The organism is Nitrospira sp. (assembly GCA_024760525.1).
GTDB lineage: Bacteria > Nitrospirota > Nitrospiria > Nitrospirales > Nitrospiraceae > Nitrospira_D.
Genome location: CP060499.1, coordinates 821,042 through 844,762 on the forward strand (window position 1 = coordinate 821,042; position 23,721 = coordinate 844,762).

Here is a 23,721-nt window from a genome sequence, read left to right on the forward strand (position 1 = left end):
ATGCAGTATCAGGTCGAACAACCGGATTCATGCTCGAAGGGCCGTGTCGGTCTGCTGACCACCAATCACGCGGAGGTTCAGACTCCCGCCTTCATGCCGGTGGGTTCGTTGGGCCCAGTCAAAGGGCTCGAATCGGAAGATCTTCAGGAATTGGGCTTCCAGTTGATGCTCAATAATGCCTATCACCTGTATTTGCGGCCTGGGCACAAGATCGTTGCTGACATGGGGGGGCTCCATGCCTTCACCGGCTGGCCGGGAGCGATTCTCACCGACAGCGGAGGATTTCAGATTTTTAGTTTGGCGAAGCTCTGTGAAGTGACCGACGACGGCGTCACGTTTCAGTCACACATTGACGGGTCACGCCATTTTATTACGCCTGAAAAGGCGATAGAGATCGAGGAGGCGTTAGGGGCCGATATCATCATGGTCCTCGATCAATGTGTCGCGCTTCCCACCGGCCGCGAGGTGATTCAAGAAGGTGTGCGCCGAACCAAGCTCTGGGCCGAGCGCTGTCAGGCGAGCCGGCGAAGAACCGATCAGGCGTTGTTCGGCATCGTGCAAGGTGGGTTGGATCCCGACTTGCGCATTGCCTCGGCGAGGGAGTTGGCGACATTGGGGTTCGAGGGCTACGCGGTCGGCGGGCTCTCAGTCGGAGAGGGAAAAACCGACATGTATGCCATGCTCGATATCACGGTTCCGGAATTGCCGGAGAAGAAGCCTCGTTACCTTATGGGTGTCGGACTTCCTGAGGACTTAGTCGAAGGCGTGGCTCGGGGTATCGATCTATTTGATTGCGTCGTCCCATCTCGTCATGGCAGAACTGGCTCTCTGTTTACCGCGTCAGGTCGGGTGGTCATCAAGCAAGCGCAATACGCCGATGATGAACGACCGGTGGATCCCGCTTGCGCGTGTCCGGTGTGCCGTCGGTATTCACGAGCCTATCTCCACCACTTGTTCGTGGTGAAAGAAATGTTGGGGGTACGGCTCAATACGATTCACAACCTTTGGTATTTTTCCGATTTGATGCGCCAGATTCGGGAAGCCCTGGTGGAAGGAAGATTTGCCGCATTCCGCGAGGCGTTCTATCGTCATCAAGATCGGCAGTCAGAGATGATAACTGAAGCGGCGAATGGCGAGTTTGAACCATACAGCCAATGGCATAGGAGCTGTCACACATAGAAGGGGATTCGTTCGATGTTGATGGAATCGATCGCGTGGGCTGAAGGAACGGGCGGAGGCGGATCGGCCGCCAGCGGAGGGGCTGGAGGGATCTTGTCGCTGATCCCGTTCCTCCTGATCTTTGTCATTTTTTATTTTCTCCTGATCCGGCCTCAGCAGAAGAAACAAAAGCAGCAACAGGCATTGTTGGACGCTTTGAAGAAAGGCGATAAGGTCGTGACGACGTCGGGAATCTGGGGAACGATCACCAACCTCGGGAAGGAGACGGTCACCCTGCAGATAGCCGATAATACCAAGGTCAAGATGCAGCGTGAAAATATCGCGCGAGTGCGCGGAGAAGACGAAGACAAAGAGAAAGACAAAGACAAAGACAAAGACAAAGAGAAAGACGCGTAGGTCAAAAACGGGATAAGAGGTCGCGGACGAGATGAAAAAAGTAGGTGGGCGCTTATGGTTGTTGATCCTGGTGCTTGTGGGGTCGGTCGTGGCATGTCTTCCGTCATATCAGCCTTTCTATCAGGCGTTGCCTGGTTGGCTGAAGGGAGTATTGCCGAACAAGGGCATTACGCTGGGTTTGGATCTGCAGGGCGGTATTCATATGGTGCTGGAAGTGGATGAGGACCGTGCCGTGGAGATTGCCGTGGACCGTTCTGTCACTGCGCTGCAGGATCTCCTCGCCGAGAAGTCCATCGCGGTCGCCTCGGTCAAGCGAACCGGTCATGACCAAATCACGATTCAGCTGCAGAATGCCGACGCAAAGGCTTCGGCTCAAAAGGTCGTCGACAACTTTCCCATTTTCGCTGAGAAGGAATCAGCAGGGTCGACCGCGACCGTCGTGTGGGAGCTTCGTGAGGCGGAAACCAAGCGGATCAAGGACTCGGCTATCAACCAAGCATTGGAAACCATCCGAAATCGGATCGACCAATTCGGCGTTGCGGAGCCGATCGTTCAGCGACAGGGGTTGAAGCAAATCGTTGTTCAGCTGCCCGGTGTCAAGGACCCGAAACGCGCCAAGGATTTGATCAAGGAAACGGCGCTGCTCGAGTTCAAAATGTTGGATGAAGATATTCGGCTCGATCTGCCGGTCCGCATTCCAAAGGATAAAGAAGCTGAGGTGCTCCAGCAATTTGCTGGCAAAGTGCCTGAGGGAGACGAGATTTTGTTCGAACGAGTGGTCGATAAGGACACGGGCTTCGAATATCATGTTCCCTATGTGGTCAAAAAGCGGGTCATGCTGACCGGCGATGTGCTGAGCGATGCGCGGGTCGCCATCGGCCAATTCAACGATTCGTACGTATCCATCACCTTTGATTCCAAAGGCGGGCAGGAGTTCGAACGGATTACAGGTGAAAATGTCAAAAAGCGCATGGCGGTCGTCCTCGATAACAACATCTATTCGGCGCCGGTCATTCAAGAGCGTATTTCGGGGGGACGCGCTCAGATTACCGGGAGTTTTACGACGCAGGAAGCCAATGATTTGGCGATCGTTCTGCGGGCCGGCGCGTTGCCGGCGCCGCTGAAGATCGTCCAAGACCTCACAGTCGGGCCGTCGCTCGGACAGGATTCCATCGACAAGGGCGTCAGGGCGACTCTGATCGCGGGGGCTATGGTCGTCGTCTTCATGATCGTGTACTACCGCTTGTCCGGGCTGATCGCGGACTTTGCCCTAATCTTGAACCTGGTGTGTCTGATGGGTGCGCTGTCCGCGTTGACCGCCACGTTGACCCTGCCGGGCATCGCCGGCATCGTGCTGACGATCGGAATGGGTGTCGACTCCAACGTCTTGATTTTCGAGCGCATTCGAGAAGAACTGCGTGTGGGCAAGGCAGTGCGATCAGCGATCGATGCGGGGTACGACAAAGCGTTGCTGACGATCATCGACTCACACGTTACGACGCTGATCACCGGCGTTGCTCTGTTTCTATTTGGGACCGGCCCCATCAAGGGGTTTGCCGTGACGTTGTGTTTGGGTATTGCCATCAACCTCTTCACGGCATTGGTCGGGACAAAAGTGATTTTTGATGTGTTGTATCAGCGGCAGAAAGTCGAAGCGCTGAGCATCTAACCATGAAGCCGTCGGCAATCAGCGTTGATGGGGAAGCCCAAGGTTATCAAAAGGGAGCGCGCATGTTAGAGATTCTCGGGAAAACCAACATTGACTTCATGGGCAAGCGCAAGTTCTCCTTTCTCTTTTCAGGGATCATGGTCGTGCTCGGGCTCATTGCCCTCGTTCAAATTGCGCGGGGCGCGGCCAATTTGGGGATCGACTTTGCCGGGGGGACAGCCGTCCAGCTCAAGTTCGAACAGCCCATTCGGATCGATGAGGCCCGCAAGGCATTAGAGACGAGCGGGTTGACCGATGCGGAGTTGCAGGAATTCGGACAGGACAACAAGCTGCTGATCCGAGTGAAGGCTTCAACGACGATCGAAGAGAAAATTGCGGAACGTGTGGTGGGAATCTTCAGCAAGGAGTTCCCGACCAACAAGTTCGTGGTGGACTCGACGACTGAGATCGGGCCGGCCATCGGCAAGAAGCTTCAGGAAGATGCGCTGGTGGCCATCGTCGTCTCATTTGCGGGTATTATTCTGTACATTGCGGCGCGTTTCGAACTTCGATTCGGTGTCGCGGCGGCGCTGGCGACGTTTCATGACGTCCTGGCTGTGATCGGAGCCTTCTACATCCTGGACAAAGAAATTACCCTCTTGATCGTGACGGCGCTCTTGACCCTGGCCGGATACTCCCTGACCGATACCGTCGTCGTGTTCGACCGAATCAGAGAGAATCTGAAGTTGCGCCGCCGTGAGAGCGAAGAAGCGACAATCAACAGCGCCATCAATCAAGTGTTAAGCCGCACAATCGTTACGAGTTTGACGGTCGTGATTGTCCTCATTCCCTTGACTCTCGCCGGCGGAGAGGTCCTGCATGATTTTTCGCTTGCGCTACTCTGGGGGGTGATCTTCGGCACGTATTCTTCCGTCTTCGTCGCGAGCCCACTCCTGCTCCTGTGGCCAGGAACGCCGGGTCGACTCTTGAAACGCAGCTGAGCGAATGGTGGAATAGAGCGTCGTGTGTCGCTCCTATCTCTCCGTGGTGTAATCATGGCACTCTGGAGCCGGTCTCACAGTCTCCAGCAGAAGATCATCGCAGCGATTGTGATGGTCGGTCTCCTGCCGCTTACCCTCCTGCTGGCCCTGATCTATGTAGAAGAACGGCGTGCCTTGCGCGAGTCGACGGGGACGAATTTCAAGGAAGTGGCTGTCGAAGCCGCCCGTCGGATCGAAATGCACGTCACCCGGGGCATGAACGAAGCCCAGCAGCTCGCGACCACGCCCTTCCTTCGTACCGCCGTCTCGGAAGCCAACCGGACGTACGAGGGCAAAGATGCTCAGAGTATTTCGGAGATCATCAAGGATTGGCAACAGCGGTGGGGACAGCGTGACAAGCGAAGCGAGTTTCCGCTCTTCGTCAACCGAATTGTGACCAATTACTTGATCCGATGGCACGAGATTCGAAAGTCTGACTATGTCGGCATTTTGGTTGCCGACGGACAAGGCGCGTTGGTCGTCAGTTCTATTCCCCAAGTTGAATACTCTTATGCCAAGACAGCCTGGTGGCAGGCGGTGGTGAAGGGCGGCAGCCAGCAGCCCTACGTGAGCGAAATCGCCTTTGATCCCGCCTTTGGCACGCACGTGGTCGTCGTCGCAGCGCCGATCTTTGATGATCAACGCCGGTCTGTGATCGGAACCGTGGCCATCCTGCTTCGGCGCGACACATTGTTTCAGTCCATTGCCGAAGCGTCGTTCGGTGCGACGGGTCATGCCATGCTGTTGGCTTCAGACGGGGGCGTCGTCATTTGTCCTGTGCTCGGGCCTGAGGCCCACTTCGTCGACGCGGAATTCATCAACGCGCTGAGCGCGACGAAACCAGGATGGGCCGTGGCTGCCGATGATTCGCATGGCAGCAAGAATGCCCTCATCGGGTTTGCGCCGGTGCGATTTGCCGATCAGCTCGCAATCGGTAGTCTCGGCGGGAAACATTGGAGCACGGTCGTGCGTCAGGATCCAGGGGAAACGTTTGCCCCGCTGGGTGAGTTGATGGCCAAGGTCTTGTCGCTCGGCGCAGTGGTGCTGATCGGGCTTGGAGGAATTGGGGTCGTCGTTGCCCGCCGAATCGCAAGGCCGATTCGATTGTTGCAGGAGGGAGTGCAGCAGATCGGGAGTGGGCGCTTGGAGCAGCGATTGGAGCTGAAGACCGGCGATGAAATCGAAGGACTTGCCCAGGCCTTCAATCAGATGGCGCACAATCTCCAACGTTCGTTCGGGCAGCTGGAGCAGCGCATGACCGAGGTCCGACAGTTGGAGGAGAAGTATCGCGATCTGATCGAACATGCGCCGGAGATGATCTGTCAACTGGATCGAGGCGGTCGGCTGGTTCACGTCAATAAAACCGGGCTCGATAAACTGGGGTATACACACGACGAAATGATGGGTATGAAACTATGGGAGTTAGTGCCCAGCGGACGAGAATCGCAGGTGTTGCATTATCTCGAGCGGCTCGTCTCGCAGGGGCAGAGTTCGTTGGAAACGGTTTTGTTGGCTAAGGATAGTCGGCCGATCGATGTGGAAATTCATGCGACCGCGCTCTTCGATCAAGCGCGAGGCGGGCTGGTCCACTCCCGTGCCTTCGTGCGAGACGTCACCGAACGGCGCAGGTTGGAACAAGAGCTGCAGCGGTACACGGTCGGATTGGAACAGGCGGTTTCCGAGCGTACACGGCAGCTGACGGTATCTCAGGCACGGTACAAGGCTTTATTCGATTTCGTGGCTGATTCAGTGTTTATGGTGAGTGCCACGGGGTCGGTTGTCGCCGTGAATGAGCGGGAAGCGCAAGTACTGGGCTATGGCGAGTCGGAGATCATCGGGAAAAACATTCTCGACATCGTGCTGGACGCCTATCATCTGCCTTTCAATGACTGGTTATGCGATGTGAGCACCGAACAGCGGCAGGTCGCTACCCAGGAAATCACTGTGTACCACGCCGATCGGCATGAGATTCCGGTGGAAATGGACTTGATTCGGGTAGGTGGGACCGAACAAGGGCTTGTGATGGTGCAGCTCCGAGATATTACCGATCGGAAAAAGCTCGAGCGCCAGCTTCAGTCGTACCGCGAAGACCTCGAACTGAAAGTCAGAGAGCGTACCAGAGAAATTGAAGACACAAAGCAGTATTTGGAGAATCTGCTCGAGAATGCCAATGACGTTATCTATACGCTCGATCTGGATCAGCAGTTCACCTATGTCAACAGCAAGGTCAATGCCTGGGGGTATCGCAAAGATGATCTAATCGGCCGCCCGTATCTCTCCCTCCTGTCGCGGCGCCATCGGGGGCGTCGGCTCAAGAATACGTTGGATATCGGTGCCAAGCAGGTCTATGAGGTCGAGGTCGTCACCCGGCTGGGCGAAGCCCGTGCCGTCATGGTCAGCGTCTCTCCTCTGCAAGGGGCCGACGGCGAGATCCTTGGAGTGCTCGGCATCGCGCGCGACATGACGGAGACCAAAAAGCTGGAGCGACAGATTCGGAATGCGGAAAAACTGGCCTCTATCGGGAAGCTCGCGGCGGGTGTGGCTCATGAAATCAACAATCCTCTCGGCGGAATTCTCAACTGTCTCTACAACCTCCGAAAAGGCACTCCGTCACCGGCACGTCAAGAAGAATACTGGGCGTCTATGGAGCATGGTGTCCGGCGTGTGCAGAAGATCGTTCGCCAGTTGCTCGATTTCTCACAGCAGCACGAACCCGAATATAGCCCTGCCGATATCAATCGCATCGTTGAGCAGGTGCTGGCGCTGACCACCCATCTCTTCGCCCCCAACCAGATTCGATTGGAAACCTTCCCGGGTCATGGCTTGCCCAACGTGATGGTCGATCGGCACATGATTGAGCAGGTCTTGATGAATTTGATCTTGAACGCGGTGCAAGCCATGAAAAATGGGGGAGTTCTGACGATCCGGACATCCGTGGTCGAGGGGGTTTGCCGTGTGGACGTGCAGGACACAGGATCGGGGATTCCGGCGTCAGTCCTCCCACGTGTCTTTGATCCCTTCTTTACGACGAAAGGTGAGGGAGAAGGGACGGGACTTGGTCTCTCGGTCAATCTTGGCATTGTGGAGCGTCATGGTGGGAAAATCTTGGTTGAGAGCGAAGTCGGGAAAGGCACGACATTCACGTTGTGCCTGCCCGTGTCGCGAGAGCGGTCCTTGGCGGAGAAGGAGGCATGAAAGGCTTGAGCATTTTGCTGGTCGACGATGAGCCCTTGATGCGCCTCTCGATGACCGATGCATTGGAGGCCGTAGGCTGTGAGGTTCGGGCGGCATCTTCCGGCTCGGAAGGGATCGAAGCGATTCGGGAGAAGACTTTTGATTTGGTCATCACTGATCTCCGGTTGCCGGGTGCCGATGGATTAACGGTGCTCAAAGCGGCCAAAGACAAAGAGGCCCGGACGGAGGTGCTGGTGATCACCGCGCATGGCTCCGTGGAAACAGCCGTCGGTGCCATGAAACTGGGCGCGTTTGATTACATCACGAAACCGTTTCAGATGGACGAATTGCTGCTGATCGTCGAACGAGTCAGCGGCGTGATTGCATTGCGTCGGGAAAATCAGGACCTCAAGCACCAACTCGAGGACAAGTTTTGTTTCAACGGCATTTTAGGGGCGAACAGTCAGATGCGCGCGGTATTGGACAAGATCAAGCTGGTGGCTGAGACCGACTCGACTGTCTTGATCGTCGGGGAAAGCGGAACGGGCAAGGAACTCGTCGCCAACGCGCTGCACCAAAACAGCGCACGGAACGGGTACCCGCTGATCAAAGTCAGCTGTGCCGCGTTGCCTGAAACGCTGCTGGAAGCGGAACTCTTCGGCCACGAAAAAGGGGCGTTTACGGGTGCGCTGCGTCAGCGTCGGGGACGGTTCGAAATGGCCAACCGGGGCACCCTCTTTCTCGATGAAATCGGGGAAATTTCGACGGTGGTGCAAGTGAAACTCTTGCGCGTCCTGCAGGAGCGCACCTTTGAACGCGTCGGGAGCAATGAGCCGATCGAATCGGATGTGCGGCTCGTGTGTGCCACACAAAAAGACCTGCGCAAAGAAGTGGCTCTTGGGCGATTTCGTGAGGACCTCTTTTACCGGCTCAATGTCGTCCCGATCGTCGTTCCCCCGCTCCGGCAACGGCAGGAAGATATTATGGTGATCGCCGAGCATGTTCTGGAAACATGTGCGCAGAGACTCAACAAACAGCTGCGCGGGTTTTCCCAACAAGCTCGTGAATTGTTGCTTCGCTATTCGTACCCGGGAAACGTGCGGGAGTTGGAAAACATGGTCGAACGGGCCGTGGCCCTCGGACGCGACCGGACGACGGTCCAACCAGCAGATCTCTGCGGGTTTCAGTCCTGCCCGTACCTGGGGGGTGTTCCACAGGAATCCTGTGGCTTCTGCGGCGAAGGATTGACCGGGGGAAAAAAGAAAAAGGGTACGGCCCTGACCTCGCTTGCCGCGGCGCGAGAAGGCTTTGAAAAAGAATACATCGTCTCCGTGTTGGAGCGTGTCGAGGGGAGTCGTACGACCGCATCGAGAATCTTGGGATTGTCCAGAAAAGCTCTCTGGGAAAAGTGTAAACGCTACGGCATCCCCTCCGCTCATAGCGACGGCGAAGAGGGCAGCTAACCCCCTTTCTCCTCGCATGGGCCGGAGTCTAAACTGGCATATGATCAGGAAAGAACGATGTGGCGGTTGGCTGTGCGTATGTAACCTACTTGGTGGAGGGATCTAGACCATGAAGTTATGGCAGCGTGCTATCACTGTTTCAGTGGGCATCGTGTTGTGCGCGGGAGTTGCCTATGCAGCTGAACCCGCCGAGGTGGAAAAGTTCGTCAAGGCGCGGATTGAAATCGGCGAGATGATGACGGACTATTTCAAGAGTGGAGCGGGTTATGGTGAGGGGCAGCGACCGTCACAAGAACAAATGCGACAGATCGGGGTGGATATCAATACCAAGCTGACCACTCTCCTCGCAAAACACGATCTGACACTCGACGACTATCGCAAACGCAGCCCTGAAGTATTTGCAGATGATGCAGCGGTCAAGCACTATCTAAACGAGCATCCGGACCTCAAAGTACGCTACGAGGCGCTTCCGCTGGACCGAATGGGGCGTGGCGGTAGTACGGGACGGGGGTACTAGGCTTGATGGCTGTTTCAATAGAGGAGTGTCTCTCTCTAGATCCTTACCCAGGGTCGTTTCCAGATAGAAAGGCCGCTCGCCCTGAAATATAAGCATCTGGGTCGGTCAGGAGTGAAAGTCAGTCGGCTCTGTCTCGGCACGATGAATTTTGGACCGCAGACAGCCGAGCCGGATAGTTATGCCCTGATGGATCGGGCCTTGGAACTCGGCATCAACTTTTTCGATACGGCGAACGTGTACGGCTGGAAACTCGGCGAAGGCTGGACAGAGCAGATCATCGGCCGTTGGTTTGCACAGGGTGGCCGTCGAGACAAGGTCGTGCTGGCCACTAAAGTGTATGGCCGTATGGGCGAGTGGCCGAATCAGTCGCGCTTGTCGGCCGTCCACATCAAACGAGCGTGTGAGGACAGCCTTCGACGGTTGAAGACTGACTGGATCGATGTGTATCAGATGCATCATGTCGATCGGGACACCCCATGGGAGGAAATCTGGCAAGCGATGGAGCAGTTGGTGCGGGAAGGAAAAGTCGTGTATGTGGGCAGCAGCAACTTTGCCGGTTGGCATTTGGCCCAGGCTCAGGAATCCGCGCGTGGCCGCAACTTCCTGGGGTTGGTGTCGGAGCAGAGTCTGTATAACCTGACGCAACGTATGATCGAACTGGAAGTGATCCCCGCCTGCGAAGCCTATGGTATCGGCCTAATCCCGTGGAGTCCGCTGGGACGTGGACTCTTGGCCGGTGTTCCAGAATCCGTCAATACCGGCCGTCGAGCAGAGGCGGACTTACAACAAGAGGTGGCCAAGGTGCGTCCGAAACTTGAAGCCTATCAGGCGCTGTGCGCCCGGATGGGTGAACGACCGGCGGATGTTGCACTAGCCTGGCTGTTGCACCAACAAGCGGTGACGTCGCCGATTATCGGACCTCGCACGATGGACCAGCTGGAGGGAGCTATGCGGGCATTGAGCCTTACCCTCGACAGCGAGGCCTTAAAACAGCTGGATGAGCTCTTTCCTGGCCCTGGTGGACCCGCGCCGGAATCTTACGCCTGGTAGTCTGTCCATTTTCCGGCTCCTGCCAATTTCTCTACTCTCGCCGGCTGAGTCGCTTGTGAGTGTGGATGCCATAGGGTATCCTGTACAAGGATACTCTAAGATCATTAAGGAGAAACATGCATGGATCTCCGTCGCCAGCAGCGGTTTCCGGTCTGTCTTCATAGTATTCTTTCAGGCCCTCGTCGAGAAGAATGGGTCGGCACAGTGATGAATCTTTCAAAAGGCGGCTGCCTCATTGAGGTCGACGGGCAGGTTTATTCGGGTATGCAGGTCTCACTCCGACTCGACGTTCCCGGAGACACGACGCCGATCCTCGTCGCGCGAGCGGCGGTGCGGTGGAACCGAGGACGGGGGGTCGGCTTGGGTTTCATCACCGTAGATCAACCTCATCAAGAGCGATTGAATCAGCTGCTTGAACGGCTAAGACAGGAGCTTCAATGACTCGCTATTCCGTTGATGAACGCTTACGACCGCGTTTGTGGAATGCCATTTGGCTCTAGTTACCCTAGATCTTTTTTCCAGCCAGTGGAGCCTTCTTTCTTGCCCCAAGTCCTTGACAGATACGAAACCACGCTCCTAATGCAGAGAACCGCAATCCCCAGAAAAATCTTGATCCTGTGGATAGCGATCCGAACGATTCTATTGAGCACGACTACGTAGGCGTGGTGCTTCGACGGAGGGAAGAGATTGCTAGGAAATGCGTGAAAGCATTCAGAAATATGCTGCTGAATACTATTAGTTGTGGTTCGATAGAGATGATGCAGACGCCTAAAAAATAGGCAGTTTGATAAATAAACGCGTCAATCGTGCCATCTTTTCCCCGGAAGATGACTTGTTCACAAGGTTATCCACAGAAGGTGGGGAGTAAATTTTGAGGTGTTAATATCGCAGACTCACGAAACCCCTATTAGGAGGATAACTAGGGGCAGTGTACAACTATAAGACAATTGCTGAGGAGGTTTCTGGTCAGGCGTATGAGGGCGCGTTGCCGTGCTTCCATTTGATGCTGCAGCCGATACTGGCCCGTTGCGCGCCATCGACCGGTTTGCCTGCCAGAACTGCCTCGATCGCGTTTCGTAAGTCGCGTCCTGTGACAGGTCGGTTGTTTCCAGGACGGCTGTCGTCGAGTTGGCCGCGATATACCAACCTTCGGTCATGATTGAAGAGATAGAAGTCCGGCGTGCAGGCGGCTTGATAGGCTTTTGCGACCTCTTGAGTCTCGTCATGGCAGAATGGAAATGTAAGGTTCAACCGTTGGGCCATTTCTTTGAGTTTTGCCGGTGCATCATCGGGATATCCGACTGCGTCGTTGCTGCTGATGGCCAGAATGCCCAAGCCTGTCTCCAGATAGTCTCGCCCAATCCTTGCGATTTCCTGCTCGATATGCACCACGTATGGACAATGTCTGCAGATAAACATGATCAGGAGCGCGGTCCTCTCGGCAAATGTGTCGAGCGAATAGAGCTGTCCCTTCACCACATCATGTAGGGAAAACGGTGGCGCAACTGTTCCCAAGGGGAGCATGACGGATGGTATTGCCACGATGGTCGTCCTTCCCAAAAGTTGTAGAGGAGAAGATGCCGCATTGTCTGTAATAGCGTCAAGTGCCCAGCGACTGGAAGGTTTCTTGCGCCATGGATGACGTGGAGGATAAGCTTCCTATGGTCGGCTAAGTACGGCGGGCGAGGAGAGGATGGTTGTGGGTAGACAGACGAGAAAAGAAGGGGGGTACCGCATGGTCGTTATAGGGCTACTGGTACTGCTTGGATTTCCGGTTGTGGTGCAGGCCTATTATGATGAACCGAAGCCGGAGATACCATCCTTGACGGTCAGTGAAACCGGGATGCTGGCACTTGCTCCGGATACAGCGTTCGTCACGTTCGGCCTGGAGACTCCAGGTAAATCGCTTGCCGAGGCCCAACGCCGGAACGCCGCCGTCATGAGCAAAGTCATGGACCAGTTGCGGGGTTTGCAGATCGAGAAGGAGCGGATTCAAACCTCGTCATTTACGGTCACACCACAGTATCGACCGCCGTCCACCCGTCCTGCCCCAGCGCCCCCTGCTATCCCGGAAATTGTCGGCTACATCGTCAGCAACATGGTGACGGTGGAAATCCGAGTCCTCGACAAAGCCGGTACGATCATCGAGGAAGTCTTGAAGGCCGGCGCAAACAGCTTTCAGGGGTTACATTGGGGATTGCATGACGAACAACCGGCACGGCTCAGCGCATTGAAACAGGCGGCTGCCAAGGCGCGTGAAAAAGCAGCAGTCCTGAGCGAGGCGTTACAACTGAAACTCGTACGGGTCTTGTCGGTGAGCGAGGGTGGCCATGTCGTCAGGCCTGCGGCTCACGTGGCACGCATGGCTCTCGAAACTCACGCAGGTAATGTGCCGATCTCGGCAGGCGAACTGAAGGTCGAGGCGTCGGTGACGCTGGTCTACGAAATCGCTCCGAACTGAGCACGGCGACGGGGATCTTTATTCCGCCGCCGCCGGTCCCCCTTCCCACAGCTTCACCGTGCGGTCCCATGAGCCGGTGGCGAGGCGTTTGCCGTCGGGGGAAAAAGCCAGACCCCGGACTCCACCGCTGTGGCCTTTCACGGTGCGGAAATTCCGGCCGGTGGCCAAATCCCAAAACTTGATCGTCTGATCGTCGCTGGCGCTCACCAAGACTTTTCCATCCGGCGACACCGCGAGATTCCGGACCCAGCCTTTGTGGCCGGTGAGGGATTTTTTCTCGACCACGTTCGGCATCTCGAACAGCTTGATGGTGGTGTCTCGGCTGCCGGTGATCAAAAGTTTTGCGTCCGGGGTAAAGATCATGGCACCGATCCAGTAGTCCATCGGCTTTTGGAATCCGCCGTCGTCCTCGACAAAGTAACCGCGGGTCTCGGTGGAATCTAACTCGTCTCTCCGCCAATGGGCGTTATGGAGAATCTTTTCCTCGCCGCTCGGGAGCACTTCCCACACCTTGATCTTCCCGATATCGGTTCCGCTGGCGAGATGAATGCCGTCCGGTGAAAACGCCACGCAGACCGACCAGTGGTGGTCGTACTCATCCTTCCCGAGCAATGTCATCAGCTCGGTGCCGGTGGTCACTTCCCAAATCTTGATGTCTTTGTTATGGCTCCCGCGCGCGAGCATGAGGCCGTCCGGCGAGAGTGAGAGGCTGCAGACATTATGATCGTAACGTGTGAACAGCAGCTTGGTCGGCTCGCCGGTCTTGCCGTTCCATAACCGGATGGTACGGTCTTCACTACCGGTGGCGAGGAGCTGCCCGTCCGGGGTAAAGACGATGGCGCGAATGTCGTGGGTGTGGCCCCGAAGGGATCGCAGCAGCCGGCCGGTTTCGATATCCCACATGCGCACGAGGCGTTCGGCGCCGCCGCTGGCGAGTGTTGATCCATCGGGTGAAAAGGCGACGGCCCAGACTCCATGCGAATGGCCGCGGAACGTTTTCACTTCCCGGCAATCGGTCGTCCAGTATTCGACGAAATCGACGGCAGGCACTGATGCGGCCGCCGTCTCAGAGGAAGCGTTCACAAGCGAAGAGGTCATCGTCGGCTCCAACATCGGCAATCTTCTTTTCTTGGCCGCCTGGTCCTTGATTGGCCAACAGCCCGGCCAGTATAATTCTCTCGGTCATTTGAATCGTAAGAGATGCCTCGCGGCCAAGTCAAGCCGACGGTGATTCCCTCAAGCTGCTGAAGGGTTCTCCCATGGAAATCAGATTCCAGCCGGCCTTACTTCAGGAAGTGATCGACTCGTTCGTTGAGAAGACGGAACGTGAGGGCGATCCTACGTACTACAAGGAGTTCCATGAGCATGCCGACCCGATTTACGAGAAGTTTATTCTCGAAGACCGGGAAGCGGAGTTCAAAAAGTTGTATCAGTATCTCTTCGGCATCTGGGGGTTTTCGGATATCGTCCGCGATTCGTTCAACGAGTATCCGCTGTTGAAGCAGAAGGTAGGGATCGTCCTCGTCAAAGGTGTGTTGAAAGAAGATCAGGAAGGCGTGGACATTCTCCGGAAGTGGGGGTCGGTCGAAAAAGACCTGGCCAAAGAGTTTGAGGAGAAAGGAATGAAAGGTGTGGGGATCAAGTTGATTCCCCGCCGATTTTACGATCCGGCGCTGACCCGCTATTGCCGCCACGAGTTGATGCACATCTCCGACATGATCGATCCGCTGTTCGGTTACGATCCGGATACCAAGATCGGACAGAACCCCGGCGAAGAGACGCTGATCTTGCAGCGCTATCGTATCCTTTGGAGTTTGAGCGTGGATAGTCGATTGGTTGCAGCGGGCAAGGAGCCCATGCTGAGCAAGGAGGATCGATTCAAGGAATTCCGGTCCTGGTACCGAAAAATTCCACCTCCTCAATTGAAAGCGGTATTCGAGGGGCTTTGGCAGACTTCGTACTTCACGCACTCGGAGCTGATCGAAATGGCTGCCGACACACTTCGTGTGATGGATCGAGCCGTGGATGTGGAGGGCGGCGAGGTTCCGGAGACGGAAAATAAGATCATGCTCATGCCCGGGTTTCCATGCCCGTTGTGCCGGTTTCCTACGTATTCCTGGGTGGAGGATATGCAGACGAAATTGGAGCCGTACGTGCTCGACTTTATCCGCGAGAATCACCCAGGATGGGACGTGGAATTCGGGGCCTGTGATCGCTGTGTTGAGGTGTATAAGTTGCGCGCCGACGGGGTGATGTAACTTTCGATCGAGGTTTCAGGTTACGGGTTACGGGCTCTCAAATGCGGCTCGCAACACGAAACTCGAAACCAGGTAATCCGATGGCTGCTGACCCATCATACGGCCGGCGAGATTTCTTGAAGGATTCGGTCTTTTCGACTGTCAGAGCCGCGCACGAACTTGTCAAACAGTCCGATGGCCTCCCTGCGGAGTCGGTCCCATCGCCGGTTCGTATTGATTGGCTGCGTCCCCCCGGCGCCGTGGCAGAACAGCTTTTCCTGGAGCGCTGTACGAAGTGCAATGATTGTGTCATGGCCTGCCCCCCCGGCGCGATCGTTGCCCATCCCCAAGACGGTACCCCGGTGCTGTTCGCCGATCAGTCACCCTGCCTTCTGTGCGAGGACTTTCCCTGCATCGCAGCCTGTCGAGCAGACGCGCTCTTGCCGGTCGAGGGAATCAACCACGTTCACATGGGAATCGCTGCGGTGTCACATCGGCTCTGCACGGCCGGTCAGGGATGCCACGCGTGTGTATCAAAGTGTCCGACAGACGCCCTGGTAATGGATTTTCAATCATTGCATCTGGCCGTGGTCCAGGAGGCCTGTGTCGGGTGCGGAATGTGTGAGATGGTCTGCAAGACCGTCAACGACCATGTGGCAATCCGTGTGGTGCCATCGAGGCATCTGGCAAGGACTGATTCATAATGACGTCCTTTCGGCGAGATCATTCTGGAGGATATTCCAATTCACAACATCGAACCAATTCACCCTTGACTTCGTACGGCTCATTTCATATACATACATGGCTCTGTTGCGTCACCTTTTTCGGTCGGGCCAACAGGGCGGCTAGGAGACGATCACTATGACTAGTCAACAGCCGATGCAAGAGGTATCTGCATCTGCAACCGCCACACTGTCGACCCCGTCCACCATCAAGGATTCCCCAGCTGTCGAGCGTGCGCTGAACCGCAGCAAAATCTATTTGCTGATCTCCTGGAGTCTCCTGTATCCGGAGGATGAGGAATTTCTCGATTATCTCAGGTGCGGGGAGTTTGTGGATGATGGTCGGACCGCCCTCGATGCCTTAGAGGCTGCCCTTGGTTCCGAGAGCAGCGAACGAGCCAAGGGAAAGTTGGGCTTGCTCAAGAAGCAGTTGGCGCGGGTGGAGAGCCTGATCGCTTCCGAATGTGTCAATTGGCAGCTGAGCGATCTCCAATCGGAGCATCGCCGAGTGTTCAGCAATGTGATTACCCTCGATTGCCCTCCCTACGAAACCCTCTTTGGAAATGACCACGTGTTTGCGCAATCCCATGTGATGGGGGATATTTCAGGGTTTTACAAGGCCTTCGGAGTCGAATTGTCCAAGGATATTCATGAGCGACTGGACCACCTCAGCGTTGAATTCGAGTTCATGCACTTCCTTGCCTATAAAGAGTCATATTCGCGCTGCCACGACGTGATCGAGAAGACGCAGATTGTGGTCGATGCGCAGAAGAAGTTTGTCAAGAATCATATCGGCCGATGGGTCCCGCTGTTCTGCCGCATGCTGACGAAAAAAGCGGACTCCGGCCTCTTCAAATTGGTGGCCGATATGACCGCCGATTGGATGGAATTTGAGACGGCGTTTTTAGGCGTCACCCCTCAACCTTATACGGAAACCGATTATCGTCCGGCGACGTTCAGCTCTCCTGAGGGCCAGACGTATGAATGTGGTGCACAAGATCAGGGGAACGAATTGACTATGTTGCTGAACGAAGTCGGAGCGCAATCGTTCATGGACGTGAAAGAAAAAGACAAGAGTAACGAAGAAGAGGGACCTTCGGGTACCGCATAAGCGAATCGATAGCAGCGATTTCAGTGGACGCATTGTTTACAATCATTGAGAGGAGGGAGTAGCACTATGAGAGTAGCGCAGACGACCAACAAGAAATTGGTGTTTGCCATTCTTCTCTCCGCCCTCACCGTCGGATTCATGCTGACGTTGGGGCGAGTACCACTGGCCGTCAGTCAACCGGTCACCATACCGGCTAAGACGGTCAAGGGCCCAATCCCGATGGACGGCGCTAACCCCGTGTGGGAAAGTGTTCCGGGCGTCATTGTTCCGTTGAGCGGTCAGCTGATCACGACGCCGATGCACCCGAATATTTCGGTGAAGTCGGTATTCGTCAAAGCCATGACCAACGGCAAAGAGGTTGGGCTGCGTTTAGAGTGGGTTGATCAGACGAAGAATGACACAGCGATTGGCCCGCAGGATTTCCGGGACCAGGTCGCGGTGATGTTTCCCGTGAACACTGCCGGTGCTCCGCCGTTCCAGTGCATGGGGCAGTCTGGTGGAACAACCAATATCTGGCGCTGGAATGCCGAATGGCAGAAGGACATCGGGAAGGACAGTGCGGGAATTTGGGATGTGGACGACCAGTATCCGGGCATTTTCTGGGATTATTACTTTGAAGAGCCTGCCGGTGGTGTCACCTATCCAGATCGCATCGGCCGGAGCCTCGGGCCATTCAATTCCGGCATCTGGTCGGGAAATATCATGTCGGACCCAACGCTGCGCGTGAGTTCAGTCGAAGATCTCAACGCGAACGGCTTCAGCACTTTGACGACACAAGCTCATCAGGATGTGATCGGCAATGGTGTGTGGGAACCGTCAGGATCCGTTAAGGGCGGAGGCTATACCGGTCCGACATGGCGTGTGGTCGTCAAACGGACATTGGAAAACGGCGATGCGAACGATATCCAGTTTAAAGCCGGGGCCTCGGTGCCGATTGCTTTTGCCGTGTGGGACGGCGCCAATATCGAGCGAAACGGCATGAAGTCGCTTTCCACTTGGTTTACGTTGAAGCTGTAGCGATGTGGGGCGGTTGGCGAGCCGCGCCAATGCCCGACATGTCACAGAGTTGAACAGAGGCCTCGGATCAGTTTCTCGAGTAATAGGGGAGCTGGTTCGAGGCTTTTTGTTGAGTGCCATTTCCGGACTTATCTGTCGTCCGAGGTGTAGGATTGCATTTCACAAAGCGCGGAGGGTATAAGAGAACGAGCTGTCGAAGCTACTGATTTTCAAGCATAAAAGGACCAACATACGCCATGAAAGTCTCCCTGCTTTTCCCTCCGACGTGGCATCCCTCTCAGCCGTATCTCAGCCTGCCGTCTCTCACGGGATTTTTGCGCCAGGGTGGGATTTCGGATGTCTCACAGCGTGACCTGGGGATCGAGCTGTTGGACATGGTTTTGACCAGAAACTATGCGGAGGAGGTCTATCAGCGTTTGATTGCTAAGCAGCGTGAGCTGGAAAGGAATCAGACGGGAGAGACAGGGGCAGGCAGTCGGGAGCATTACGTGAAAGTGACCGACTCGCTCGACCGGTTCTCGTATCTCGTGGACCGTATCGAGCTGGCGAAAGAGACATTGCGCAGCGAAGGGTTCTACGACCCTGATGCCTATCGAGCCAGCCTGTTCATGATCGATAAGTGGTTGGAGCTCGTCTCCTCGGTATATTTCCCGACCCGGCTCACGGTTGTGGATAATCAATTTGGGAATTACTCCATCTATTCTTCGAAAGATCTGATGAGGGTCGTTCGTGACGAAGCGCAGAATCCCTATATCAGTCTCTTTCGCGAGCGATTCATTCCGTCGATCATCAAGAGCCGCCCGGATCTCATCGGAGTTTCGATTACCGCCACCTCCCAGATCATCCCCGGTCTGACTCTGTGCCGCTTGATCAAGGAGGCCGATCCGGATCTTCACCTGACGATCGGTGGCAGCATCTTCACCCGTCTCGTGGACAACATTCGCCGCTGCCCCAGTCTCTTCGAATTGACCGACGATATCGTGGTGTTCGAGGGCGAAACGGCTTTGCTGGAATTGGTGAATCAGCTGGCCGGCAAGAAAGATTACAGCAAAGTTCCCAACCTCATCTATCGGCACAATGGGAAGATTACGGTGAACCAACCGTTCTATTCTGAAAACGTCAATCAGCTCCCCGCGCCGAATTATGACGGATTCCCGCTGGATCGCTATTTGTCGCCGGAGCCGGTGCTGCCGGTCCAGTTTTCGCGGGGCTGTTATTACAAGGATTGCGCGTTCTGCGCGCTGACGCTCGACCACCAGAACTTCAGACAGAAGGATCCGGGACGTACGATCGAGGAACTACAATGGCTGAAGCAGCGCTATGGCGCCCGGCATTTCTTTTTCACCGATGAATGCTTTGCGCTGGCACCGACGAAACGGCTCTGCCAACAGATGATTGACAAGCAGCTCGACATCAAATGGACGTGCGAGATGCGGTTTGAGAAAAATCTCTCCCGCGAGCTGTTGGCGTCGATGCGGGATGCCGGATGCCTGAAAATCGTCTTCGGATTGGAATCTTTCAACCAGCGAATCATGGATTTCATGAAGAAGGGCATCAAGCAAGAATGGGTGCGGCGTGTCGCCGATGACTGTGTGGATCTCGGGATCGCCGTGCATTGCTATATCATCGTCGGATTCCCCACGGAAAAAGAAGAAGAAGCGCTCGAAACCATGAACTTTGTCGTCGAGAATAAGAAACTCCATGGATCATACGGGTTTTCGTGTCAGCCCTGCCTGTTTGATTTGGAAAAGGAAGCTCCTATCATGAGCGACCCCGGTGGATACGGCATTCGACGAATCATGCGGCCGTCGGCGGAAGATTTGAGCCTTGGATTTTTCTACGAAGTGCAAGAGGGCATGACTCCCGACGAAGCGGAGCGGTTGTATCAGTATGTCTATGAAAGGATCAGCGAAGTCGTGTGCGAGCTTCCATTCAACTATGCGATGGCGGACGGGCTGCTCTATATCTCAAGAGCTAAAGAAGGGGCTGAACAGGCACCGCTGGCTGCACGTTGACCCTATTTTTTTACGGCAGCTATAATGACGGTTCCTGCGGGATGGTCATGAAGACGGCAACCTTGAGTGAGCGAATAACGGGAAGAGTATCGGACTTTGGTCCGCTGTTCGAGTATACCGTCAAACTTGTACTCCTGACCTCCTTCCTTGAGCTGGTTCTGTATCGTCTGGTCTCGCGGCTTGGGATGCATTTGAGCAAGATGGCGGCGGATCATCCGTGGATCACACCCACATTCACCGCATTGACTGAGGTGGGCACGTGGTTGCTCAATATCGTCGCGGTGTTGTTGTTTTTGGCGCTCACGTTGACGATGGTCAATCGATGGGGAGGGCGTGATACAAGCAAGCTTGTCAAGATGGGGATCGCGGGAGTAGCACTCTTGCTGTTCTTGACCGTCCTGTTTCTGGTCGTGCAGCCGGGAATGCTGGGCGCCGTCATCTACAACGGCTTGACACTCCTGGTGCTCACGTTGTTCGTGTCGGAGTATGTGATCACTCATCGTGAGCCGGCACATCGGATTCTGGCGGCCACATACTATTTGGGTGTCTCCGGGTGGCTGTATTATCAGATTATTTCGACCGCCTACAGTCTGGCGGGAACCTTGGCGGCGCCTCCCTTGGTCTACGAATCCCATCGGGCAGGTGAGGCGCTGATGGTGCTGGCCAGCTATCTCGTTTTTGTCGCCTATGGCAGTAGTAAAAGTTTGTCGCTGCGAACAACGAATCGACGGCAGCGGAACCGGGCCATTTGGTTTTGGTCGACGACGGGCATCATCTTCACAGCGCTCATCGTGGCCGACTATCTCTTGGATCTTTATAGTCCGGCGTTCGCATCGGCGTTTCGCCAGGCCTCACAGGGCATCGGCTGGATCTTTCAATTCGGGATGGGCTATACCTTCTACCTCCCGTTTGTTGTGTATGTCGGAGGACTACTCTGTTGGTCCTACACGGTCATCAAGTTGGTAATGACCGGTCGGCTCGCGGGCTATGGAATTGGTTTGATGTTCATCGCCGGCTATGCCTTACTGTTCTCAAATCTTACGTTGATGGTCGTTCTCGGAGTCATGTTACTTGCCCTTGATCGAGCAAAGTCATCTGCAACAGAAGCGGTATCGACGACCGCCGGTCCTGTGATGCCGGCAACAGACGGCCTTATTACAGGGCGAGCATAAGCCCGGAGCGAAAACTTACTATGGAAACGCCTGCACCAATATCACCGCAGACAGAGGCCGCCACTGATCAGCCCATGTCGCCGGACGAAGAAATCGCTGCGATCGAAACGTTATTGGCGAGCGAACCTGACGACTTTCAGGCTCGCTGCCGACTCGGCGAATTGTACTTCAGTAAAGGGCGGCTCGATGACGCCTTGGCGGAAGTCAAAAAAGCGATTGAGATGGCCGAATCCCTTCGCACAGAGATGAATCGTTCGCTGGCTATGTACTATGCGAACCTCGGAACGATCTACGCGACCAAGAACATGACCGATGAGGCCGAGGCGGAATTTCGGCATGCCCTGGAGGTCTTCCCACATGACGTCCTGGCGCTGTTCAACCTCGGGCGGCTCTACGCGGACAACAAGAAGTACATGGAAGCGAAGAACTATTACGAGCGTCTGGTCGAGATGACCCCGGAGGACCCGATTGCTTGGTATAATCTCGCGGGGGTCTATATCGAGTTGGATAACCCCCAAGTGTCCGATTACAACACGATCGACATGGGGATTCAGTGTTATCTTCGCACGTTGGAGCTGGACCCCAAACATTTGGAGTCAAGCTTCAAGCTGATGGAAATCGCCCTGAATCATAAGAAGACCGATTTGGCGATCCGGGTCATGGAGAGCGCGGTCGAGCACAATCCGGATGAGCCGCTCGCGTACTACAATCTCATCAGCGTCTATGACAAATGCAAGCTCTTTGAGCAGGCGGAAGAGACTCGAAAACGGTTGAAAGATCGGTTTGCCAAGAAGACAAAGGACAATCCACGGTCCTGATTCACTTTTAGGGAAGGGGGGCACTATGTTTGGGAGTCTAGGGTTCACCGAGCTGATCCTCATCCTCATGATCGTGTTGATTATCTTCGGCGCGGGGAAATTACCGCAATTGGGCGAAGGGCTCGGCAAAGCGATCAAGGGATTCAAGAAGTCCGTCCATGAGGCGGACCAGATCGAGGCTGACGCTCAGACGGCGGCGCAACAGGCGACGGCACCCAACGCGATAAACGCGGCTCCTACCCAGAATGCCGCATTGAATCAGCCCAGTGGGGCTACGGTACAGCCGGCTCCACGCTCCTAGCAGACGACACGCGTATGGATACCGAACTGGGCTTGGCCGCTGGCTACATCGAGACGTTTGCCGGAAACGGGAAAGCCCGCAGCACGGGTGACGGCAAACGTGCGGTGAAAGCCGGAATTCCCCTCCCTCATCACGTCGCCCTCGACAAGCATGAGCAGTGGCTGTACTTTGCGGAATCAGGCTCCGATCGCGTCAGGCGGATTCATCTGCAGGAAGGCACCCTTCACAATTTCGCGGGCATCGGGGAAACATGCTACAGCGGCGATGAAGGTCTCTGTGGAGAGGCGGGGCTCTACCTGCCGTTGGCGGTCGCGTTTGATTCCCATAATAATTTGTATATCTGCGATTCGGGAAGCAATCGGATTCGAAGGATTGATCATGAAACGGGCATCATCACGACGGTGGTCGGTACCGGTCAGCATGGTTTTAACGGAGATGGCGCTGCGCTGGAGGTCAATCTAACCTGGCCGGCTGCGATCGCGTTCGATAAGGACGATGTCTTATACATCGCTGATACCCAAGCCCATAAAATCCGGCGGTATGACTCGAAGACGGGAATGGTGACGACGATTGCAGGAACGTGGACAGCGGAAGACGATGCACGGGAGCAGCCGTTGGTGGCAAGAAATCTAGTCGTCTTGTCCGGTGATGCGATCGGAATCGATTTCAGTGATGATCAGGGCTGGCTCATGCCGGTCTGCTCCGATGGGCTGGACATGTCGATGTACCTGGATGATGGAAAGTCCGCGATGGACGCGCGCCTTTACGACGTCGTCGGCATTGCAGTCGACGGTCAGGGCAACGTGCATATCGTCGATAAGGGGAGCAATCGTGTCAGAAGGATCGACTCGCAGACGGGAATTATTTCGACAGTCGCGGGTGTCTGCCGGTACGGGTATGACGGTGATGACAAACCGGCCGTCAGAGCGATGCTGCACGCTCCAGAAGCCGTGATCTTCGATCGCGATGACAATCTCTATATCTCCGATACCATGAACCATCGGGTCCGCAGGGTGGATGCGAAGACCGGTATCATGACGACGGTGGCGGGGAACGGGGACAGTGGGTATGAAGACAAGAATATCGGCGGCTGCGGTGCCGCTCGATTTGTCGCCAAGGAATCGGCTGGGATGTTGAAGCACGGCGACGGTCTACTCGGGATCGATGCCGTGGTGAATTCTCCCGTCGGTGTGGCGTTGGACTCGCAGGGTCACCTCTATATTTGCGAACGCGGAGAAAACAAGATCCGCCGTCTGAAGATCACATAATCCTCATCCTTCGCCGTCACGTTTGTCCCGCACTGGTTTTGTGGTATTCTGACTTCGGCTCCCTCGGAGTACGGTACGGGTGCGAATGACATACATCGGCGGTTCCCGCTCTCACCTTCTTGGATTTCTGTC

General features: G+C 55.5%; 21 protein-coding genes. 19 read left to right on the plus strand and 2 right to left on the minus strand.

The window, feature by feature from the left end; genetic code table 11:
• From tgt to H8K04_04010, 9 genes are all read left to right on the plus strand, one after another.
• The gene (gene tgt, locus H8K04_03970; protein ID UVT16723.1) at nucleotides 1-1,179 is read left to right on the plus strand and encodes a tRNA guanosine(34) transglycosylase Tgt; all 1,179 of its coding nucleotides are present in this window, start codon (nucleotides 1-3) and stop codon (nucleotides 1,177-1,179) included.
• 21 nt (nucleotides 1,180-1,200) lie between these two features.
• The gene (gene yajC, locus H8K04_03975; GenBank protein ID UVT17856.1) at nucleotides 1,201-1,575 is read left to right on the plus strand and encodes a preprotein translocase subunit YajC; all 375 of its coding nucleotides are present in this window, start codon (nucleotides 1,201-1,203) and stop codon (nucleotides 1,573-1,575) included.
• Nucleotides 1,576-1,606: 31 nt separating this feature from the next.
• The gene (gene secD, locus H8K04_03980) at nucleotides 1,607-3,244 is read left to right on the plus strand and encodes a protein translocase subunit SecD (protein ID UVT16724.1); all 1,638 of its coding nucleotides are present in this window, start codon (nucleotides 1,607-1,609) and stop codon (nucleotides 3,242-3,244) included.
• A 62-nt stretch (nucleotides 3,245-3,306) separates the two neighbouring features.
• Nucleotides 3,307-4,224 (plus strand): protein translocase subunit SecF, encoded by a 918-nt coding sequence (gene secF / locus H8K04_03985; GenBank protein ID UVT17857.1) that lies wholly within the window; start codon nucleotides 3,307-3,309, stop codon nucleotides 4,222-4,224.
• Between the two features lie 54 nt (nucleotides 4,225-4,278).
• The gene (locus H8K04_03990; protein ID UVT16725.1) at nucleotides 4,279-7,458 is read left to right on the plus strand and encodes a PAS domain S-box protein; all 3,180 of its coding nucleotides are present in this window, start codon (nucleotides 4,279-4,281) and stop codon (nucleotides 7,456-7,458) included.
• Nucleotides 7,455-8,900, plus strand: coding sequence for a sigma-54-dependent Fis family transcriptional regulator (locus H8K04_03995; GenBank protein ID UVT16726.1), 1,446 nt, complete (start codon nucleotides 7,455-7,457; stop codon nucleotides 8,898-8,900). The genes H8K04_03990 and H8K04_03995 overlap by 4 nt, the downstream gene beginning before the upstream one ends.
• Nucleotides 8,901-9,009: 109 nt before the next feature.
• Nucleotides 9,010-9,417, plus strand: a complete 408-nt coding sequence (locus H8K04_04000) for a hypothetical protein (GenBank protein ID UVT16727.1) — start codon at nucleotides 9,010-9,012, stop codon at nucleotides 9,415-9,417.
• An 81-nt stretch (nucleotides 9,418-9,498) separates the two neighbouring features.
• Entirely contained in the window at nucleotides 9,499-10,467 is a 969-nt protein-coding gene (locus H8K04_04005; GenBank protein UVT17858.1) for an aldo/keto reductase, read from the plus strand.
• Nucleotides 10,468-10,587: 120 nt separating this feature from the next.
• Nucleotides 10,588-10,908, plus strand: a complete 321-nt coding sequence (locus H8K04_04010; protein ID UVT16728.1) for a PilZ domain-containing protein — start codon at nucleotides 10,588-10,590, stop codon at nucleotides 10,906-10,908.
• 525 nt (nucleotides 10,909-11,433) lie between these two features.
• Here the strand turns inward: H8K04_04010 and H8K04_04015 are convergent.
• A complete protein-coding gene (locus tag H8K04_04015) occupies nucleotides 11,434-11,991 on the minus strand; it encodes a thioredoxin family protein (protein ID UVT17859.1) in 558 nt (185 codons plus the stop codon).
• Between the two features lie 175 nt (nucleotides 11,992-12,166).
• Here H8K04_04015 and H8K04_04020 point away from each other — a divergent pair, with 175 nt between their 5' ends.
• Complete coding sequence (locus H8K04_04020; GenBank protein ID UVT16729.1) at nucleotides 12,167-12,928, plus strand: SIMPL domain-containing protein; 762 nt, start codon at nucleotides 12,167-12,169, stop codon at nucleotides 12,926-12,928.
• An 18-nt stretch (nucleotides 12,929-12,946) separates the two neighbouring features.
• On the opposite strand, the gene H8K04_04025 is transcribed toward H8K04_04020, so the two are convergent.
• Nucleotides 12,947-14,026, minus strand: a complete 1,080-nt coding sequence (locus H8K04_04025; GenBank protein UVT16730.1) for a WD40 repeat domain-containing protein — start codon at nucleotides 14,024-14,026, stop codon at nucleotides 12,947-12,949.
• A gap of 161 nt (nucleotides 14,027-14,187) precedes the next feature.
• On the opposite strand from H8K04_04025, the gene H8K04_04030 reads away from it, so the two are divergent.
• The 9 genes from H8K04_04030 (at nucleotide 14,188) to H8K04_04070 (ending at nucleotide 23,589) form a co-directional block, all read left to right on the plus strand.
• A complete protein-coding gene (locus tag H8K04_04030; protein UVT16731.1) occupies nucleotides 14,188-15,186 on the plus strand; it encodes a hypothetical protein in 999 nt (332 codons plus the stop codon).
• 80 nt (nucleotides 15,187-15,266) lie between these two features.
• The gene (locus H8K04_04035; GenBank protein UVT16732.1) at nucleotides 15,267-15,869 is read left to right on the plus strand and encodes a 4Fe-4S binding protein; all 603 of its coding nucleotides are present in this window, start codon (nucleotides 15,267-15,269) and stop codon (nucleotides 15,867-15,869) included.
• 157 nt (nucleotides 15,870-16,026) lie between these two features.
• Nucleotides 16,027-16,998: a molecular chaperone TorD family protein gene (locus tag H8K04_04040; GenBank protein UVT16733.1), complete on the plus strand. Its 972-nt coding sequence runs from the start codon at nucleotides 16,027-16,029 to the stop codon at nucleotides 16,996-16,998.
• Between the two features lie 96 nt (nucleotides 16,999-17,094).
• Nucleotides 17,095-18,015: a nitrite oxidoreductase, gamma subunit gene (locus tag H8K04_04045; protein ID UVT17860.1), complete on the plus strand. Its 921-nt coding sequence runs from the start codon at nucleotides 17,095-17,097 to the stop codon at nucleotides 18,013-18,015.
• A gap of 236 nt (nucleotides 18,016-18,251) precedes the next feature.
• A complete protein-coding gene (locus H8K04_04050) occupies nucleotides 18,252-20,030 on the plus strand; it encodes a radical SAM protein (protein UVT16734.1) in 1,779 nt (592 codons plus the stop codon).
• Nucleotides 20,031-20,077: 47 nt separating this feature from the next.
• Nucleotides 20,078-21,202 carry a hypothetical protein gene (locus tag H8K04_04055; protein ID UVT16735.1) on the plus strand — a complete coding sequence of 375 codons (1,125 nt, stop codon included), beginning with the start codon at nucleotides 20,078-20,080 and terminating at the stop codon, nucleotides 21,200-21,202.
• Nucleotides 21,203-21,222: 20 nt separating this feature from the next.
• On the plus strand, nucleotides 21,223-22,020 hold the full coding sequence (locus tag H8K04_04060; GenBank protein ID UVT16736.1) for a tetratricopeptide repeat protein: 798 nt from the start codon (nucleotides 21,223-21,225) through the stop codon (nucleotides 22,018-22,020).
• Nucleotides 22,021-22,045: 25 nt separating this feature from the next.
• Entirely contained in the window at nucleotides 22,046-22,321 is a 276-nt protein-coding gene (gene tatA / locus H8K04_04065; protein UVT16737.1) for a twin-arginine translocase TatA/TatE family subunit, read from the plus strand.
• A gap of 14 nt (nucleotides 22,322-22,335) precedes the next feature.
• Nucleotides 22,336-23,589, plus strand: coding sequence for a hypothetical protein (locus tag H8K04_04070; protein UVT16738.1), 1,254 nt, complete (start codon nucleotides 22,336-22,338; stop codon nucleotides 23,587-23,589).
• The last annotated feature ends 132 nt before the right edge of the window (nucleotides 23,590-23,721 follow it).